The organism is Klebsiella africana (genome assembly GCF_020526085.1).
Taxonomy (GTDB): domain Bacteria; phylum Pseudomonadota; class Gammaproteobacteria; order Enterobacterales; family Enterobacteriaceae; genus Klebsiella; species Klebsiella africana.
On sequence record NZ_CP084874.1, the window covers coordinates 193214 to 210839 of the forward strand.

Sequence of the window (17626 nt, forward strand, 5' to 3'; positions counted from 1 at the left end):
GGCGAAGTTTGGCGGTAGCGCAAAGAATTCAGACATTCTTCAGAGAGTCTCTCCTTATGCGCGCCGCTTGGTGGCGGAGTCCATCCACACCGCCAGCAGCAAAATGGCGCCTTTAACGATATATTGCCAGAAGGTGGCGACGTCCATCATGCTCATGCCGTTATCCAGGGCTGACATAATAAACGCCCCCATTACCGCTCCGGCGACGCTGCCGATGCCGCCCGCCAGGCTGGTGCCGCCGATCACGCAGGCGGCGATGGCGTCCAGTTCAGCGATATTGCCCGCCGAAGGCGACCCCGCGCCGAGGCGCGAGCTGAGGATCAGCCCGGCAATGGCGACCATCAGGCCGTTAATGGCAAACACCGCCAGCTTGGTACGCTCGACGTTAATCCCTGAGAGGCGGGCCGCCTCCAGATTGCCGCCGATGGCGTAGATGCGGCGACCAAAAGCAGTGCGGGTGGCCATAAACAGGCCAGCCAGCAGCAGGGCGGCGAGGATCAGCACCGGGGTCGGCACCCCACGATAGTCATTGAGCAGCCAGATTGCGCCCAGCACAATCACTGCGGTAATGGCCTGACGGCCAACGGCGGCGGTGGAGGATGAGGTCGCCAGACCTAACGCCTGACGACGCATCCGCCCGCGCCACTGCCAGACGATAAACGCCGCCATGCCGACAACGCCGATGGCGAAACCGATGCCGTCTGGCAGATAGCTTTGGCCGATCTGCGCCATCGCCGGGCTGGTGGGAGAGACGGTGGTCCCGTTGGTGATGCCAATCAGAATGCCGCGAAACGCCAGCATCCCGGCGAGGGTGACGATAAACGAGGGAACCTTGCGATAGGCCACCCACCATCCGTTCCACGCCCCGAGCAGCAGGCCCATCACCAGCGTCACCAGAATAGTGAGCGGCAGTGGCCAGCCGAGCCAGACGTCAAAGATTGCCGCGGCGCCGCCCAGTAGCCCCATCATCGAGCCGACGGACAGGTCGATTTCTGCCGAAATAATCACAAACACCATGCCGACGGCGAGGATGCCGGTGATGGCCGTCTGGCGCAGCAGGTTGGAGATATTGCGTGCGCTCAGATAGGCGCCATCGGTAACCCAGGTGAAAAACAGCATAATGACGATGATGGCGGCGATCATTACAAAGACCTGGAGATTCAGCCCCTTCAGCGCCGGCAAGGCGGTGGGGGCAGTTGGGGTGAGTTTGATTTCAGACGACGTGTTCTTCGACATGGCGTTCGCTCCTCAGCGCGGCTTCCATCACCTGTTCCTGGGTCAGATGTTGATTAACCAAATTGGCTTTTAGTCTGCCTTCGTGCATGACCAGCACCCGATCGCTGAGACCGAGCACCTCGGGCAGTTCGGATGAAATGACAATGACCGCGATGCCCTGCTGCACCAGCTGGTTAATCAGTTTATAAATTTCATACTTCGCCCCGATATCGATGCCACGGGTGGGTTCGTCGAGGATCAGAATGCGCGGATTGAGCAGCAGACAGCGCGCCAGAATAGCCTTTTGCTGGTTGCCGCCGCTCAGACGGCCAATCGCCAGCTCAGGCGAGGAGGTTTTAATTTTCAAACGCTGAATCGACTGCTGAATGCAGTGCTGCTCGGCGGCGTCGTCCAGGCTGCTCATCGCGCCGGTGAACTGGTTGAGCGCCGCCAGGGTAATGTTTTTGCCCACCGCCATTACCGGCACGATGCCGTCTTTTTTGCGGTCTTCCGGCACCATGGCGATGCCGTGGGCAATGGCCTGCTGGCAGTTAGAAATGCTCACTGGCTGGCCATCAATAAAGATCTCCCCTTGCCAGCGCCCCGGCCAGACGCCGAACAGGCACTGCACCGCCTCGGTGCGCCCGGCGCCGACCAGCCCGGCGATGCCGAGGATTTCCCCGCGATGCAGGGAAAACGAGACGTCATTGACCCGTTTAATATGACGGTTTACCGGGTGCCAGGCGGTTAAATGTTCGACCCGCAGGATCTCCTCGCCGTGGGCGTGCGGCTCGCTGGGATAGAGCGCGGTGAGCTCGCGGCCAACCATCATGGTGATGATGTCGTCTTCGCTCATGCCGCTGGCGTCGCGGGTGCCGATGTGCTGGCCGTCGCGGATCACGCAGATCGTATCGGAGATCGCTTTGACCTCATTGAGCTTGTGCGAAATATAAATGCAGGCGATATCGTGGTTTTGCAGATCGCGAACGATCGCCAGCAGCGTTGCGGTCTCTTGCTCGGTTAAGGAAGCGGTCGGCTCGTCGAGGATCAGCAGACGAACCTGTTTATTCAATGCCTTGGCGATCTCCACCAGTTGCTGCTGGCCAAGGCCGAGGTCGCCGACGCGGGTATCGGGCGAAATGGGCAGATTGACCTGCGCCAGCAGCTTCTGACAGCGCAACGTCATGGTTTCATAATCCAGCAGACCATGGCGGGAGATCTCGGCGCCGAGGAAAATATTCTCCAGCACGGTGAGATGTTTCACCAGCGCCAGCTCCTGATGAATGATGGCGATGCCTTTACGTTCGGTATCGCGAATATGGTTTGCCTGCAGCGTTTCGCCGGCAAAAATAATCTCGCCCTCATAGCTTCCGTGCGGATAGATACCGCACAGCACCTTCATCAGCGTCGATTTCCCCGACCCATTTTCACCGCATAACGAGACCACCTCACCCGCGTTCAGACGCAGGCTGACGTTATCTACGGCTTTAACAGCGCCGAAGGTTTTGGTGATGTTCTTCATTTCGAGTAGCCAGGCCATAAAGACTCCGCAAAAGTGATATCCGGCGGGATGAAAATGACGCCCCGCTGTGGGGCGTCAGCCATTACAGTTCACTCTTTTTATGGAAACCGTCTTTAATCACCGTGGCGTCGATATTCTCTTTATTCACTTCAATTGGCGTTAACAGGCGCGAAGGGACGTCTTTTAAGCCGTTATTCAGCGTAGTATCGGCCTTCGGCTGCTTATCGTTACCCAGCTCAACGGCGATTTCAGCGGCGTTGGTGGCCAGGGTGGTAATCGGTTTATAGACGGTCATCGTCTGGGTACCGGAAATAATGCGCTTCACGCCCGCCAGGTCAGCATCCTGACCGGAGATCGCCACTTTACCGGCCAGCCCCTGAGCGGTTAAGGCCTGGATAGCGCCGCCGGCGGTGGCGTCATTGGAGGCGACCACGGCATCGATCTTGTTATTATTTGCCGTCAGCGCGTTTTCCATTATTTTCAGCGCGTTCTCCGGCAGCCAGCCGTCAACCCACTGATCGCCGACAATCTTAATTTTGCCATCATCCACATACGGCTTGAGGACTTTCATTTGCCCGGCGCGGAACAGTTTGGCGTTATTATCCACCGGCGAGCCGCCCATCAGGAAATAATTACCCTGCGGCACTTTGTCGACCAGACTCTGCGCCTGCATTTCACCGACTTTTTCGTTATCGAAAGAAATATAGAAATCAATATCGGCATTATTAATCATGCGGTCATAGGCCAGGACTTTAATACCTTCCTGCTTGGCTTCTTTAATGACGTTGCTGAGTACCTGACCGTTATAAGGAATAATGACTAATACATCGACGCCGCGATTGATCATATTTTCAATTTGCGACATCTGTGTTTCTTCATTGCCATTGGCGGACTGGACAAAAACTTTGGCGCCTAAGGATTCCGCTTTATTGACGAAAATATCACGGTCTTTCTGCCAGCGCTCCAGACGCAGATCGTCGATGGCCATGCCAATCTTCACTTCTTTCGCCATCCCCGCCATGCTGGCGAGCAGGAGGGAGCTGGCGCAAAGCGTAAGGCAAAGGTTCTTTATCTTCATAATAATGATACCTTTTTTGTAAGGGTAGGTAAGACGAACGGAAAATAATGTTTGATACATGAGGTTGCGGATACGTTACAGATTCTTAACGCGGAAAGCAGGGCTGGCAATTACCGGTTCTTATTTTGCCGTTATGAAATTTCGTTTAATGTGCAAATTATGACGGCGATCGTATTTTATTCATGTACACACTTATTATTGCACTGGACTTCCCCGACAAGGCGTGGAGAAGCGGGAAGAATATTATTTTTTGCGAGCTGGCGCACGTTTGTGGATTCTCTCAATGGCGGTGTGAAATAACGTAATTGAGGAGAAGGAAAGTGAAATTCTATATTGGCTTAAACCCGTCATACTTCAAGTTGTAGGTGGGTTGGTGACATTCGTTGCTCCGCCCTGGTTACCGGGGACTTGCGCTCCTGCCGCCTTCCTGCAACTCGAATTATTTAGGGTATCTGATTGGTTATTCGCCGCATCTCTGAATATGGAGTTCTCTATGCAGACCTATTTCGATCAACTCGATCGCGTTCGTTACGAAGGCCCGAAATCCACTAACCCACTGGCTTTCCGTCACTACAACCCGGATGAACTGGTGCTGGGCAAACGGATGGAAGATCATCTGCGTTTTGCGGCCTGTTACTGGCACACCTTCTGCTGGAATGGCGCCGATATGTTTGGCGTGGGCTCCTTCGATCGTCCCTGGCAGCAGCCAGGCGACGCTCTGGAGATGGCCAAACGCAAAGCCGATGTGGCGTTCGAATTTTTCCACAAACTCAACGTACCTTACTACTGCTTCCACGACGTTGACGTCTCGCCGGAAGGCGCTTCGCTCAAGGAGTACAGCAATAACTTTGCCCAAATGGTCGAGGTGCTGGCGGAGAAACAGCAGCAGAGCGGCGTGAAGCTCCTGTGGGGGACCGCAAACTGCTTTACCAACCCGCGCTACGGCGCCGGCGCGGCCACCAATCCGGATCCGGAAGTGTTTAGCTGGGCGGCCACCCAGGTGGTTACCGCGATGAATGCCACCCATCAGCTGGGCGGCGAAAACTATGTGCTGTGGGGCGGGCGCGAGGGCTATGAAACCCTGTTGAATACCGACCTGCGCCAGGAGCGTGAGCAGATTGGCCGCTTCATGCAGCTGGTGGTGGAGCATAAGCACAAAATCGGCTTTAAAGGCACGCTGCTGATTGAGCCCAAACCGCAGGAGCCGACCAAGCATCAGTATGACTATGATGCCTCTACCGTGTATGGCTTCCTCAAACAGTTTGGTCTGGAAAAAGAGATTAAACTGAATATTGAAGCTAACCACGCGACGCTTGCTGGCCATTCGTTCCATCATGAAATCGCGACGGCCATCGCGCTGGGGCTGTTCGGCTCCGTCGATGCCAACCGCGGCGATCCGCAGCTGGGCTGGGATACCGACCAGTTCCCGAACAGCGTCGAAGAGAACGCACTGGTGATGTATGAAATTCTCAAAGCGGGCGGCTTCACCACCGGTGGCCTCAACTTTGATGCGAAAGTGCGCCGCCAGAGCACCGATAAATATGACCTGTTCTATGGCCATATCGGCGCGATGGATACCATGGCGCTGTCGCTGAAGGTCGCGGCGCGGATGATCGAGGACGGTGAGCTGGATAAACGTGTGGCCAGACGCTACGCCGGCTGGAACGGTGAGCTGGGGCAGCAGATCCTTAACGGGCAGATGACCCTGAGCGACATTGCCCAGTATGCCGCTCAGCATCAGCTGGCGCCGCAGCATCGCAGCGGCCAGCAGGAACAACTGGAAAACCTGGTCAACCATTATCTGTTTGACAAGTAATCATTCGGCGGCGCCCGGCATGACCGGCGTCGCAACCAGGATGCTCTGTTCGCGCCACGCTCAGCCGTGGCGCGCGTTTAAGGAGAGGGAGTATGTATATCGGCATCGATCTGGGCACATCGGGCGTCAAAGCCATTCTGCTCAATGAGCAGGGTGAGGTAGTGGCATCGCATACCGAAAAACTCACCGTCTCGCGTCCGCATCCGCTGTGGTCGGAGCAAGATCCCGAACAGTGGTGGCTGGCGACGGACACGGCGATGAAAGCTCTGGGCGCGCAGCATAGCCTGCGCGACGTGAAGGCGCTGGGCATCGCCGGGCAGATGCACGGCGCCACGTTGCTGGATAAATCGTTACAGGTGCTGCGTCCGGCCATTTTATGGAATGACGGCCGCTGCGCCGAAGAGTGCCAGCTGCTGGAGGAAAAAGTCAGCGCTTCCCGGCAGATCACCGGCAACCTGATGATGCCGGGCTTTACGGCGCCGAAGTTACTGTGGGTGCAGCGCCACGAGTCGGTGGTGTTCAACCAGGTCGATAAGGTGCTGCTGCCGAAGGATTATCTGCGCCTGCGCATGACTGGCGAGCTCGCCAGCGACATGTCTGACGCCGCCGGCACGATGTGGCTGGACGTCGCCCGGCGCGACTGGAGCGACGAGATGCTCGCCGCCTGCGATCTCAGTCGGGATGCGATGCCGGCGCTCTTCGAAGGCAGCGACGTCACCGGGCAACTGCGGCCTGAGGTGGCGCAAGCGTGGAATATGCCCCAGGCGCTGGTGGTGGGCGGCGGGGGCGACAACGCCGCGGGCGCGGTCGGGGTCGGCATGGCCGATGCCGGCCAGGCGATGCTGTCGCTGGGTACGTCAGGCGTCTACTTTGCCGTCAGCGAAGGGTTCCTCAGCAAACCCGAAAGCGCGGTGCACAGCTTCTGCCATGCCCTGCCGGGCCGCTGGCATTTGATGTCGGTGATGCTCAGCGCGGCCTCCTGCCTGGACTGGGCGGCAAAATTAACCGGTCTCACCAACGTGCCGGCGCTGATCGCGGCAGCGCAGACGGCGGATGAAAGCGCTGGTCCGGTGTGGTTCCTGCCCTATCTGTCAGGCGAACGCACGCCACACAACAACCCGCAGGCCAAGGGCGTCTTTTTTGGCCTGACGCATCAGCATGGGCCGGCAGAGCTGGCGCGGGCGGTGCTGGAGGGGGTGGGCTATGCGCTGGCGGATGGTATGGACGTGGTGCACGCCTGCGGCATCAAGCCGCAGAGCATCACGCTTATCGGCGGCGGGGCGCGCAGCGCTTACTGGCGGCAAATGCTGGCGGATATTAGCGGCCAGCAGCTCGACTACCGTACCGGGGGGGATGTCGGCCCGGCGTTGGGGGCGGCGAGGCTGGCACAGCTGGCGGTTCACGACGAGGCAGACCGCGCCGGGCTGCTGAAGCCGCTGCCGCTTGAACAAGCCCATCGCCCGGACGAACGCCGTGTGGCCTACTATGCGCCACAGCGGGAAACCTTCCGCCAGATTTATCAGCAACTGAAACCGCTGATGTCTTAGCCTCAGTCCGTCCGGCAGCGCCGGGCGGATTCACTTCCTGAATAGCTCTTTCGCACCCATCCAAAACACATATTTATTTTTTCCGAAATGTCGACGTTGCTGCAGGTAAGCAGCGGCATCGCCCGGCGACTCGGTCATAATCAGCCCTGTCGACCAGGGAGGTGAGATGATCACAAAACGCAACATTGCCAGGGGGATGATGGCGGCAGGATCGCTGGTTTATCTGCTCGGTATCTGGCGGACCTGCCCGCTGTTCAGTGGCAAAGGGTATTTTCTTGGCGTGCTGGTGATGGGGATGTTTGCTGTTCTCGCCCATCAGCGCGTCAGCCAGTGGCAGGAACAGGACGACGGCTTTATCTCGTTATGCCGGCTGGTACTGCTGCTGTCGGTTGGCCTGCTGCTGGTCGGCGCCTGGTATGTCCCGGCAAACTGGCATGAAAAAGCCGTCTATGTCGCGGCCTGGTTTGTCTGCTTATATGGCGCATCGGCAACCCCCGACCGGGCCCGCGTCGCCCGCGCGGTGCAGAAAACGGAATAAGCGCCCGGCTGTCCGGTGTGGCGGGAGCAGGGCCGTTAGCTGACCAGCCGGCGGCTATCAATCCGCTGCACCAGGCCTGACAGCAGCAGGCTGCCGAGCAGGGCGGCGCCAAATATCCACACAATGTCCAGTAGCGGCCAGCGGGATAGCTCCAGATGGCTGGCGCGCAGCGCGTGCACTATCAGGGCATGAAAGCCGTAGATCCCCAGCGAATGTCGCGCAATGCAGGCGATACCGGGCAGGGGGCGCGCGTTAAGCCAGTTTTTGGCCAGCGTCAGCAGGGTGACCGCGCAAACAAACACCGCCGGTCCGCAGTAGAGATACCAGGTGTCGCCGAAATCCCCGCGCCAGCGCAGCTCATGCAGCGTGCCGCGGGAAATAACCCACACGGCGGCGATAAACAGCGCGGCGCAGAGCGGGGTCAGCCATTTTTTATCGGTGTCCAGGGTGCCAATGGCTCTGCCCAGCACGCCGTAGAGCACGTAGTAGAAGGTGTCGCCGTTGATATAGAGGTTGACTGGCAGCCACTCAATCCCGGCGGCTTTGACGCTGACCATATTGGGGTTGGCCAGAATGCCGAGGATCGCCATCAGCGCCAGCAGCATTTTGCCGCTGACGGACTTAACCTGAATCAGCGGCGAGAGCAGATAGATGACGGCGATAGCAAAGAAAAACCACAGGTGGTAGAAGACGGGCTTCTGCAGCAAATGCTTTAACGACAGCTCGACGTTGATATGGGTAAACAGCGCGATATACAGCAGAGACAGCGCGCTATAGAACGCAATACACAGGCCAATCCGCCAGAAATGGCGCGGCTGGGCGCTGCGTTCCCCAAAAAAGAGGTATCCCGAGATCATAAAAAACAACGGCACGCTGACGCGGGAGGCGGAATTGAGCAGATTGGCGATATCCCATTGCACCAGAGTAATCGCATGGGGGTGAGTGATATACCAGCTGGTACTGTGGATCATCACCACCATCATGCAGGCGATGCCGCGCAGGTTGGTGATCCAGTGTATCTTTTCTTGCATCAGTCCCTCAAAGTCTGCTGGCGAAATAAGGTATGACCCGCCGGGTTTCCCGGTGTCGCAATAGATTAGTCTGAGTTTTCGGTCACAGACTTGTCGCAGTTTCATGATATTCGCAAAATACCTGTAATACTGAATCTTTAGGATAACAACTTGCTAACAAGGCGGTGGAGGAGAACGTGGTGAAAGGTGTCGTTTCCGTAATGCTGCTGCTGCTCCTCGCGGGCTGCAGCGAGACCGTCTCCCCGCCGGCGCAAAAAGCGCAGCGCGCCCGTATTACGCCGCAAACGACGCTCAATATGGCGCAGCTTTGCAGGGATCAGGCGGCTATTCGCTATAACACGCAAACGCAGCTCGTTGACGTGAACCATTTTGAGCAATTCCAGGCGAGCTATGAGCTGTCGGGCCGTACTGGCAAGAATGAGCGCTTCATCTGTTCCTTTGACCCGGACGGCCAGTTTATGCATCTTTCGATGCGCTGAATCGACCCCGCCTGGCGTAAATTTCGTCCGTTTTCCTGAAACAACGCCGTTTCGTACTGTATATCTCGCAGCCAGCGGGTATACTGACTCCTTCCTTTAAATCCACACGTATCCAGCACGAAATCATATGCAAAAGTTTGATACCAGGACCTTCCAGGGCCTGATCCTGACCTTACAGGATTACTGGGCTCGTCAGGGCTGCACCATTGTTCAACCACTGGACATGGAAGTCGGCGCCGGCACCTCTCACCCGATGACCTGCCTGCGCGCGTTAGGGCCGGAGCCGATGGCGACCGCTTACGTACAGCCTTCCCGTCGTCCAACCGATGGCCGCTATGGCGAAAACCCGAACCGTTTACAGCACTATTATCAGTTCCAGGTGGTGATTAAACCCTCTCCGGAGAACATCCAGGAGCTGTACCTCGGGTCGCTGAAAGAGCTGGGTATGGACCCGACCATCCACGACATTCGCTTTGTCGAAGACAACTGGGAAAACCCGACGCTGGGCGCCTGGGGGCTGGGCTGGGAAGTGTGGCTCAATGGCATGGAAGTGACGCAGTTCACCTACTTCCAGCAGGTGGGCGGCCTCGAGTGTAAGCCGGTGACCGGCGAGATCACCTACGGTCTGGAGCGTCTGGCGATGTACATCCAGGGCGTGGACAGCGTCTATGACCTGGTCTGGAGCGATGGCCCGCTGGGTAAAACCACCTACGGCGACGTGTTCCACCAGAATGAAGTGGAGCAGTCCACCTATAACTTCGAATACGCCGACGTCGACTTCCTGTTCACCTGCTTCGAGCAGTATGAGAAAGAAGCCCAGCAGCTGCTGGCGCTGGAAACCCCGCTGCCGCTGCCGGCCTACGAGCGTATTCTGAAAGCGGCTCACAGCTTCAACCTGCTGGATGCGCGTAAAGCCATCTCCGTCACCGAGCGTCAGCGCTATATCCTGCGCATTCGCACCCTGACCAAAGCAGTGGCGGAAGCGTACTACGCTTCCCGTGAAGCGCTCGGCTTCCCGATGTGCAACAAGAATAAATAAGAGGCGGCCATGTCTGAGAATACTTTTCTGGTGGAAATCGGCACTGAAGAGCTGCCACCAAAAGCGCTGCGCAGCCTGGCGGAGTCTTTTGCTGCGAACGTAACCGCGGAGCTGGATAACGCCGGCCTTGCGCACGGTAAAGTGGAATGGTTTGCCGCCCCGCGCCGCCTGGCGCTGAAGGTGGCTAACCTGGCGGCGGCGCAAGCCGATCGCGAAGTAGAAAAACGCGGCCCGGCCGTGGCCCAGGCGTTCGATGCCGAAGGCAAGCCAAGCAAAGCGGCCGAAGGCTGGGCGCGCGGCTGCGGTATCACCGTCGATCAGGCTGAACGTCTGACCACGGACAAAGGCGAGTGGCTGCTGTATCGCGCCCATGTGAAGGGCGAAAGCACCGAAGCACTGCTGCCGAACATGATTGCCAGCTCGCTGGCGAAGCTGCCGATCCCGAAACTGATGCGCTGGGGTGCGTCTGACGTCCACTTTGTGCGTCCGGTTCACACGGTGACTTTGCTGCTGGGTGACAAAGTGATCCCGGCCACTATCCTCGGTATTCCGTCCGATCGCGTCATCCGCGGCCATCGCTTTATGGGTGAGCCGGAGTTCACTATCGACCATGCCGACCAGTATCCGCAGATCCTGCTGGAGCGCGGTAAAGTCATCGCCGATTACGAACAGCGTAAAGCCAAAATTAAAGCCGATGCGGAAGAAGCGGCGCGTAAGATTGGCGGTCAAGCCGATCTGAGCGAAAGCCTGCTGGAAGAAGTCACCTCGCTGGTGGAGTGGCCGGTGGTGCTGACGGCGAAGTTCGAAGAAAAATTCCTCGCGGTGCCGTCCGAAGCGCTGGTTTACACCATGAAGGGCGACCAGAAGTACTTCCCGGTCTACGACAACGCCGGCAAACTGCTGCCGAACTTTATCTTCGTGGCCAACATCGAGTCCAAAGATCCGCAGCAGATCATCTCCGGTAACGAGAAGGTGGTTCGTCCGCGTCTGGCCGATGCCGAGTTCTTCTTCAACACTGACCGTAAAAAACGTCTGGAAGATAACCTGCCGCGTCTGGAAACCGTGCTGTTCCAGCAGCAGCTGGGCACCCTGCGCGACAAGACCGATCGCATTCAGGCGCTGGCGGGCTGGATTGCCGAACAGATTGGCGCTGACGTGAACCACGCAACCCGTGCGGGCCTGCTGTCCAAGTGCGATCTGATGACCAACATGGTCTTCGAGTTCACCGACACCCAGGGCGTGATGGGGATGCACTACGCGCGCCATGACGGCGAAGCGGAAGACGTGGCCGTGGCGCTGAACGAGCAGTATCAGCCGCGATTTGCCGGCGACGCGCTGCCGTCTAACCCGGTGGCCTGCGCGGTAGCGATTGCCGATAAGATGGACACCCTGGCGGGTATCTTTGGTATCGGTCAGCATCCGAAAGGCGATAAAGACCCGTTTGCGCTGCGTCGCGCCGCGCTGGGCGTGCTGCGTATCATCGTTGAGAAGAACCTAAATCTCGATCTGCAAACGCTGACCGAAGAAGCGGTGCGTCTGTACGGTGAGAAGCTGACCAACGCCAACGTGGTTGATGACGTGATCGACTTTATGCTGGGCCGCTTCCGCGCCTGGTATCAGGACGAAGGCTACGGTGTCGACACGATCCAGGCGGTACTGGCGCGTCGTCCAACCCGCCCGGCGGATTTCGATGCGCGTATGAAGGCGGTATCGCACTTCCGTACTCTGGAAGAGTCCTCCGCGCTGGCGGCGGCAAACAAACGTGTCTCCAACATCCTCGCGAAATCCGATGAGACGCTGAACGACATCGTTCACGCTTCGGTGCTGAAAGAAGCGGCGGAAATTAAGCTGGCGGGTAATCTGGTGGTGCTGCGCGACAAGCTGCAGCCGTATTTCGCCGCAGGCCGTTATCAGGATGCGCTGATTGAACTGGCCGCGCTGCGCGAGCCGGTGGATGAGTTCTTCGAGAACGTGATGGTTAACGCTGAAGACAAAGATGTTCGCATCAACCGTCTGACGCTGCTGTCCAAACTGCGTGAACTGTTCCTGCAGGTAGCGGATATTTCTCTGCTGCAGTAAGCGTATCGGTAATAATAAAAAACCTGCCTCAGGGCAGGTTTTTTTATACGTAAAATATAAGTAGCTGAACCGCTAATAATTCTGTCATTGATAACTTTATTATTTTCATTCATCGATAAGAAATATTTTAGGAATATATAAACATAATTCAGCCAGGTATTTACGCTAGAATGGCGGCGGGTGCTTGAGACTGTGTGTCTCAGGTATTCAGCGGGAGACACACAGAGAAAAGCCCCACCTGATAGTAATCAAAGTGAGGCTCCCCTATGCATCAACACCATAAGAGTAGCCTCTTACTTGTTGAAAATCAACACTGGAGGCGAGGAGTGCCGCAAAAGTATCTGTTGTTTGGCTTAGTAGTGATTTGCTTCACTATTTTATTATTGACCTGGATGGTTCGTGATTCGCTATGTGAATTACAGCTCAGGCAGGGAAATATTGAGCTGGTGGCATTCTTAGCCTGTGATATTAAACAGTAAGAGCATCTGGTGGGGATCTATCCCCACCATGCTTGCGGTGTCAGGCATTCTCAATGCACCCTTTTATTGTTCACTAAATAAATTATTTGCCTCCTGGTATCAGGAGGCCTTTTTATTTTTACACGATCGTTGAATAAAACAGGCTTGCAACGCATACCGGAGTGTGGCTATCCTATGTCCCGACGAATCCCTCGTCTCACCGGAGCGCGCCCCACAAATGAACAAACACGACTGATGAATTTCACGCCTTACCTCGCAGACGTTGCGGGTAGGGGAGTATTGATTTCATTCAGGAGTGCTTATGGCTCATTGCGCCCAATCCCCTTCTTTTATTTTGCATCAGGTCACCTGTCAGTTTGCGACGGGACAGACCCTGTTTGGTCCGCTGAATTTATCGCTGGAACCGTCCCTTTGCGGCCTGGTCGGCCGGAACGGCGTCGGCAAGACGCGTCTGCTACGCCTGTTAGCGGGCCTGGATTCTCCTGCCGGCGGCCATATCGAGCGCGCCGCCGCCGTTGCCTGGGTAGCGCAGCAGCCGGCGCTCACGCCGGAGACCACCCTCGCAACGCTGCTGGGCTATGCGTCGGTTTTTGCCGCCTTGTCTCGCCTTGAACAGGGTCAAGGGCTGGCCGACGATTTCGATCTGTTAGATGGTCACTGGGATCTCACCGATCGCCTGAGTTTAGCTTTCCGGGAAGCCGATCTCCCGCCGTTCTCTGCCGATCGCCCCGCATTTTCACTCAGCGGCGGCGAGCGGATGAAGGCTCTGCTGTGTGGCGCCTTCGTCTCGGGCGCCGATTATCTGCTGCTGGATGAGCCCACCAACCATCTGGACCGCCAGGGGCGGGAATGGCTCTATCACCAGCTGGAAAGCTGGCAGGGTGGGGCTCTGATCGCCAGCCACGACCGCGAACTGCTGACGCGGATGCCGAGGATCATTGAGCTGACGCCGACGGCGCTACGCAGCTACGGCGGCAACTATGATGAATATCAGCGCCAGCGTATGGCGGAGCAGCAGGCTGCGCGCGCGGCGCTGGAGCATGCCGTGACCGAGCGACGACGCACCCGCGCGCGAATGCAAAAGGAGCATGACGCCGCCCAGCGGCGCTCGGCTCAGACGCTGCGTACCGTTGATACACTGAATATCGCCTCCTTCGAACGCGTGAAGTACAAAGGCGCGGCAAAAGAGCGCCCGGGAACGCTGTGCCGTCAGCATCGTGAACAGAACAGTAGCCTGAATGCCACCGTGCAGCAGGCGCGGGAGCGGGTCGAGGAAGAGTCCCCGGTGATGTTTACCCTGCCGGGTAGCGAAGTGGCCGCCGGTAAGCAGGTGCTGGTGGTGGAAGCATTGCAGCTCGCCCATTCACCCGCTGCACCGCTGGACTGGCGCGTGGATGGTCCGATGCGCATTGCGCTTAAGGGGCCGAATGGCTGTGGCAAAACGACTTTGCTGAAAACACTATTGGGTCTGGAATCGGCTGTTTCAGGCGATGTCTGGCTGTCGGTGAGCGCGGCTTATCTGGATCAGCATCTGACGCAGCTGGATCTGTCGTTATCGGTCATGGCGCACCTGAGCCTGGACGATACCCCGCTGGATGAGGGCCTTCTGCGCACCCGCCTGGCGCAGCTCCAGCTGGGCGCGGATAAGGTCACTCTGCCGCTGACGGCGCTCAGCGGCGGCGAACGTCTGAAAGCGGCTTTGGCGTGTGTGCTCTGGCGACGCGAGCCTGCCCAGTTGCTATTGCTGGATGAGCCGACCAACCATCTCGATTTAGCATCGACGCAGGCTATTGAAAGCGCGCTGACGGCGTTTCCCGGCGCGATGGTAGTGGTGTCGCATGATGAGGCATTTTTACAAGGTCTGAGGCTGACCCATAGTCTGGCATGGCGGGATACGGGTTGGCATTTTTCCCTGCTCTGAATGCCCAGTAGCCGCCATCGTATGCTGGCGGCTACTGGCGACAGATAAAAAAAATCCCCGCCATCAGGCAGGGATTCTCGATTCTTAGCGGCTTGAACTTACAGAGAAGTTACGTTGCCAGCTGCCGGGCCTTTAGCGCCGCTTTCGATGGTGAAGGATACTTTCTGACCTTCGTCCAGGGATTTGTAGCCATCGTTCTGGATAGCAGAGAAGTGTACGAACACGTCTTTAGAGCCATCGTCAGGAGTGATGAAGCCGAAGCCTTTGTCAGCGTTGAACCATTTTACGATACCAGTCATTTTACCGGACATAGTGAATTACCTTTAAAAAAATAAGTGAGCCTTGCGGCGTAGCGGTCTGGACTACAGATTTAAAGCGATAAAGGGAAAGTTCACTACGGGGGTATCTTTGGATAACCTTAGAAGGACTGCTCTATTCGACTGCTCTGTGGTCTGTACATCAAACCTGCGAGCATTAACGCACGTTCAGCACCTGATAGCAAACTTTTTTTTACGGTGCAGCGGCAAAAGCTCCCTTACTGGCCCTTGCCGCTGCGCGCGAGATTAATCGAGTAACTGTCGTGAAAGCTGTGGATTGGCCTGAATCAGGCGCATCAATTTCAGCTCGGTGGGAGACGGTCTGACCCGTCTCGACTCCCACTCTCTTACCATGGCGACGCTCACACCCATGACGTTGGCAAAGTCGTCAATCTTAAGTCCAGTGCCTTTACGCAGCTGTTCAAATTCACTAAATACAGTGGACTTACGGGGTGAGGTAAGTTTCTGATTATCATCCTTAAAAACGATGTGTTCCAGGCTGCTCAGCAGTTCAAACACGGGATCTTTATATTCCATTGAGAACTCCTTTTATCACACAGCGGAAAAGATTTTTCTATAGCTCATTAAGAATAGTCAGAAAATAGCGCAAGGGATGGTAACGTCTGTGATTATTTGCCAACAGGCTTTCGAATCAGCCCGGACAGCCAAACGGCAGCGCCGCCTAAGAGAATGATTATTAACGCGATGAGGTGGCTTCGAAAATTTTTGTAAACGGATAAGAAAAAAGCGGCAAAGCCGGCGCGGGGCGCCGGCTTAAAAGATCAGGCTTTCTGCAGGCCGCTCGCCTTTTCTGTCGCCGCCGGCGCGGATTTACTGACCCGGTATTTAATCAGCAGCGCGATGGCGGACAGGAACGCCGGGATAGCCAACAGGGTGAAAATGGTCTCAAACGAGAGCTGGGCTTGCATCAGGAAGGCGCCGCTGAACGCGCCGAGGATCCCGCCGAAGCGGCCGATACCCAGCATCCAGGCGACGCCGGTGGCGCGCCCCTGCGTCGGATAGAAGCCAGCCGCCAGCGCCGGCATCGACGACTGCGCGCCGTTCATAATGCTGCCGGCGATAAAGACCATCACTCCCATTAGCGCCAGGCTGCTGGTGGAGAACCCCACCAGGCAGACAAAAACGCCGGTCAGCAGCCAGCCAACGGCCACCACCTTATTGGGGTTGATCTTGTCCATCAGCGCGCCGAGGATCAGCACGCCAATTCCGCCGCCCAGCGGGAACAAGGCGGTGATGATGGAGGCCTGGCTCATTGAGGCGCCGGTTTCGCGGATCAGCAGCGGCAGCCAGCTGGTCAGGAGGTAGAAAATCAGCAGGCCCATAAAGTAGGTCAGGCACAGCATCACGGTACCCACGGCGTAGCGAGGGGAGAAAATGACGCCGATCGCGGATTTCTCTTTCACCTGGCCTGCTTCGCGCAGCTCAAAGTCGACTGCATTCGGTAACGGCGCGATGCGTTTCAGGATTGCAGCAATGCGCTGCGCCGGCTGCTGCTTCACCACCAGATAGCGGGCAGACTCCGGCAGCAGAAATATCAATGCCACTGCCAGCAGGAGGGGCATCACGCCGCCCAGCACCAGCACACTCTGCCAGCCATAGTGCGGGATCATCCAGGCGGATAAAAAGCCGCCCAGCGATGATCCCATCGGAAAGCCGACGAACATCAGGTTCACCAGCAGCGCCCGACGGCGCTCCGGCGCATATTCGCTCATTAGCGTCGCGGCATTCGGCATCGCTGCGCCAAGGCCCAGACCGGTCAGAAAGCGCAGCAGCGTCAGCTGGTTAAGACTGGTGGCGAAGGCGGTGAGCAGGCTAAATCCACCGAATACCACGATCGACATAATCAGCACTTTTTTGCGCCCGATGCGGTCGGCCAGCGGTCCTGCGGTTAAAGCACCGACCGCCAGGCCCACCAGCGCGGCGCTCATCACCGGGCCGAGGGCTGATTTTTCCACGCCCCATTCCTGGACCAGATCAGAGGCGATGAACCCGATGATCGCGGTGTCGAACCCGTCCATCGCGACGGTGATAAAGCAGAGCGCGAGGATCATCCACTGGTAGCGGGTGAAGGGGTGCTCGTTGATAAAGGCCTGAATGTCGATGGTTGTCTTAGTCATACGGCTTTCCTGGCAGGCTGAGCGAGGGACAGAGGTTTATTATTATCGTCGCCTTCGCGTCGTTGAGTTTGATTTGTGCGATAATCGAACGTATCGCCGTTAATCGCTCATTCATCAAATCATTGAAGTGCGAGGCAGGCAATCCAGACGCGTGCCAAAGCGTGCGATTATCGTCCGCTTTAAGGCGCAGTGTCGGGTTGTGGCTTTTTATTTATATTAATATCAATGATTTATGAAATGCTGGCTCGACTGATCTTAAGACCATATTTGTGATGCGCATAACAGACGTTCTACACCGCGACGATGGCGTGCAAAATGGTGTTTTTCCTGCGTAAGATTAGCAGTAAAGGGTATCCTGCGAGGCCGAGCTGGACTATCCTTGTCAGCGTCTGGCACGTGTGTGTCGTTGTGCGCTTTTTTTGGCTGA

15 protein-coding genes are annotated in these 17626 nt (G+C 57.1%); 8 read left to right on the forward strand and 7 right to left on the reverse strand.

Annotation, left to right across the window (positions count from 1 at the left end; genetic code table 11):
- Positions 1–54: 54 nt before the first annotated feature.
- The 3 genes from xylH to xylF form a co-directional block, all read right to left on the reverse strand.
- Positions 55–1236, reverse strand: coding sequence for a xylose ABC transporter permease XylH (xylH, locus tag LGL98_RS00935; RefSeq protein WP_136033885.1), 1182 nt, complete (start codon positions 1234–1236; stop codon positions 55–57).
- Positions 1214–2755: a xylose ABC transporter ATP-binding protein gene (locus LGL98_RS00940; protein WP_136033883.1), complete on the reverse strand. Its 1542-nt coding sequence runs from the start codon at positions 2753–2755 to the stop codon at positions 1214–1216. Before LGL98_RS00940 ends, xylH begins: the two co-directional genes overlap by 23 nt.
- A gap of 64 nt (positions 2756–2819) precedes the next feature.
- Positions 2820–3815, reverse strand: a complete 996-nt coding sequence (gene xylF, locus LGL98_RS00945; protein WP_004152040.1) for a D-xylose ABC transporter substrate-binding protein — start codon at positions 3813–3815, stop codon at positions 2820–2822.
- A gap of 493 nt (positions 3816–4308) precedes the next feature.
- Here xylF and xylA point away from each other — a divergent pair, with 493 nt between their 5' ends.
- The 3 genes from xylA to yiaB all read left to right on the forward strand — a co-directional run bounded on the left by xylA (position 4309) and on the right by yiaB (position 7716).
- Positions 4309–5631 (forward strand): xylose isomerase, encoded by a 1323-nt coding sequence (gene xylA / locus LGL98_RS00950; protein WP_087804723.1) that lies wholly within the window; start codon positions 4309–4311, stop codon positions 5629–5631.
- Positions 5632–5723: 92 nt separating this feature from the next.
- Positions 5724–7178 carry a xylulokinase gene (xylB, locus tag LGL98_RS00955; RefSeq protein WP_136033881.1) on the forward strand — a complete coding sequence of 485 codons (1455 nt, stop codon included), beginning with the start codon at positions 5724–5726 and terminating at the stop codon, positions 7176–7178.
- A gap of 166 nt (positions 7179–7344) precedes the next feature.
- Positions 7345–7716 (forward strand): inner membrane protein YiaB, encoded by a 372-nt coding sequence (yiaB, locus tag LGL98_RS00960; protein WP_136033879.1) that lies wholly within the window; start codon positions 7345–7347, stop codon positions 7714–7716.
- Positions 7717–7751: 35 nt separating this feature from the next.
- Here yiaB and LGL98_RS00965 read toward each other — a convergent pair whose 3' ends face one another.
- Positions 7752–8747 carry an acyltransferase gene (locus tag LGL98_RS00965; RefSeq protein WP_136033878.1) on the reverse strand — a complete coding sequence of 332 codons (996 nt, stop codon included), beginning with the start codon at positions 8745–8747 and terminating at the stop codon, positions 7752–7754.
- Positions 8748–8926: 179 nt separating this feature from the next.
- Between LGL98_RS00965 and LGL98_RS00970 the strand changes: the two genes are divergently transcribed.
- From LGL98_RS00970 to LGL98_RS00990, 5 genes are all read left to right on the forward strand, one after another.
- A complete protein-coding gene (locus LGL98_RS00970) occupies positions 8927–9226 on the forward strand; it encodes a YsaB family lipoprotein (RefSeq protein ID WP_136033876.1) in 300 nt (99 codons plus the stop codon).
- Positions 9227–9353: 127 nt separating this feature from the next.
- Entirely contained in the window at positions 9354–10265 is a 912-nt protein-coding gene (gene glyQ, locus LGL98_RS00975; RefSeq protein ID WP_136033874.1) for a glycine--tRNA ligase subunit alpha, read from the forward strand.
- A gap of 9 nt (positions 10266–10274) precedes the next feature.
- Positions 10275–12344 carry a glycine--tRNA ligase subunit beta gene (gene glyS / locus LGL98_RS00980; RefSeq protein ID WP_023291325.1) on the forward strand — a complete coding sequence of 690 codons (2070 nt, stop codon included), beginning with the start codon at positions 10275–10277 and terminating at the stop codon, positions 12342–12344.
- Between the two features lie 326 nt (positions 12345–12670).
- Positions 12671–12823: a type I toxin-antitoxin system toxin HokA gene (hokA, locus tag LGL98_RS00985; RefSeq protein WP_012967075.1), complete on the forward strand. Its 153-nt coding sequence runs from the start codon at positions 12671–12673 to the stop codon at positions 12821–12823.
- Positions 12824–13124: 301 nt separating this feature from the next.
- Positions 13125–14744 (forward strand): ATP-binding cassette domain-containing protein, encoded by a 1620-nt coding sequence (locus tag LGL98_RS00990; protein ID WP_136033872.1) that lies wholly within the window; start codon positions 13125–13127, stop codon positions 14742–14744.
- A 98-nt stretch (positions 14745–14842) separates the two neighbouring features.
- On the opposite strand, the gene cspE is transcribed toward LGL98_RS00990, so the two are convergent.
- From cspE to LGL98_RS01005, 3 genes are all read right to left on the reverse strand, one after another.
- A complete protein-coding gene (cspE, locus tag LGL98_RS00995) occupies positions 14843–15055 on the reverse strand; it encodes a transcription antiterminator/RNA stability regulator CspE (RefSeq protein ID WP_000014594.1) in 213 nt (70 codons plus the stop codon).
- Between the two features lie 252 nt (positions 15056–15307).
- Entirely contained in the window at positions 15308–15598 is a 291-nt protein-coding gene (locus tag LGL98_RS01000; RefSeq protein ID WP_136033870.1) for an HTH-type transcriptional regulator, read from the reverse strand.
- A gap of 245 nt (positions 15599–15843) precedes the next feature.
- The gene (locus tag LGL98_RS01005) at positions 15844–17199 is read right to left on the reverse strand and encodes an MFS transporter (RefSeq protein WP_136033868.1); all 1356 of its coding nucleotides are present in this window, start codon (positions 17197–17199) and stop codon (positions 15844–15846) included.
- Between the last annotated feature and the right edge of the window lie 427 nt (positions 17200–17626).

Excerpts from the sequence above, each read along its gene's own strand:
- xylH (WP_136033885.1), bottom strand. The coding sequence starts at position 1,236 with ATGTCGAAGAACACGTCGTCTGAAATCAAACTCACCCCAACTGCCCCC.
- LGL98_RS00940 (WP_136033883.1), bottom strand. The coding sequence starts at position 2,755 with ATGGCCTGGCTACTCGAAATGAAGAACATCACCAAAACCTTCGGCGCT.
- xylF (WP_004152040.1), bottom strand. The coding sequence starts at position 3,815 with ATGAAGATAAAGAACCTTTGCCTTACGCTTTGCGCCAGCTCCCTCCTG.
- xylA (WP_087804723.1), top strand. The coding sequence starts at position 4,309 with ATGCAGACCTATTTCGATCAACTCGATCGCGTTCGTTACGAAGGCCCG.
- xylB (WP_136033881.1), top strand. The coding sequence starts at position 5,724 with ATGTATATCGGCATCGATCTGGGCACATCGGGCGTCAAAGCCATTCTG.
- yiaB (WP_136033879.1), top strand. The coding sequence starts at position 7,345 with ATGATCACAAAACGCAACATTGCCAGGGGGATGATGGCGGCAGGATCG.
- LGL98_RS00965 (WP_136033878.1), bottom strand. The coding sequence starts at position 8,747 with ATGCAAGAAAAGATACACTGGATCACCAACCTGCGCGGCATCGCCTGC.
- glyQ (WP_136033874.1), top strand. The coding sequence starts at position 9,354 with ATGCAAAAGTTTGATACCAGGACCTTCCAGGGCCTGATCCTGACCTTA.
- glyS (WP_023291325.1), top strand. The coding sequence starts at position 10,275 with ATGTCTGAGAATACTTTTCTGGTGGAAATCGGCACTGAAGAGCTGCCA.
- LGL98_RS00990 (WP_136033872.1), top strand. The coding sequence starts at position 13,125 with ATGGCTCATTGCGCCCAATCCCCTTCTTTTATTTTGCATCAGGTCACC.
- cspE (WP_000014594.1), bottom strand. The coding sequence starts at position 15,055 with ATGTCCGGTAAAATGACTGGTATCGTAAAATGGTTCAACGCTGACAAA.
- LGL98_RS01000 (WP_136033870.1), bottom strand. The coding sequence starts at position 15,598 with ATGGAATATAAAGATCCCGTGTTTGAACTGCTGAGCAGCCTGGAACAC.
- LGL98_RS01005 (WP_136033868.1), bottom strand. The coding sequence starts at position 17,199 with ATGACTAAGACAACCATCGACATTCAGGCCTTTATCAACGAGCACCCC.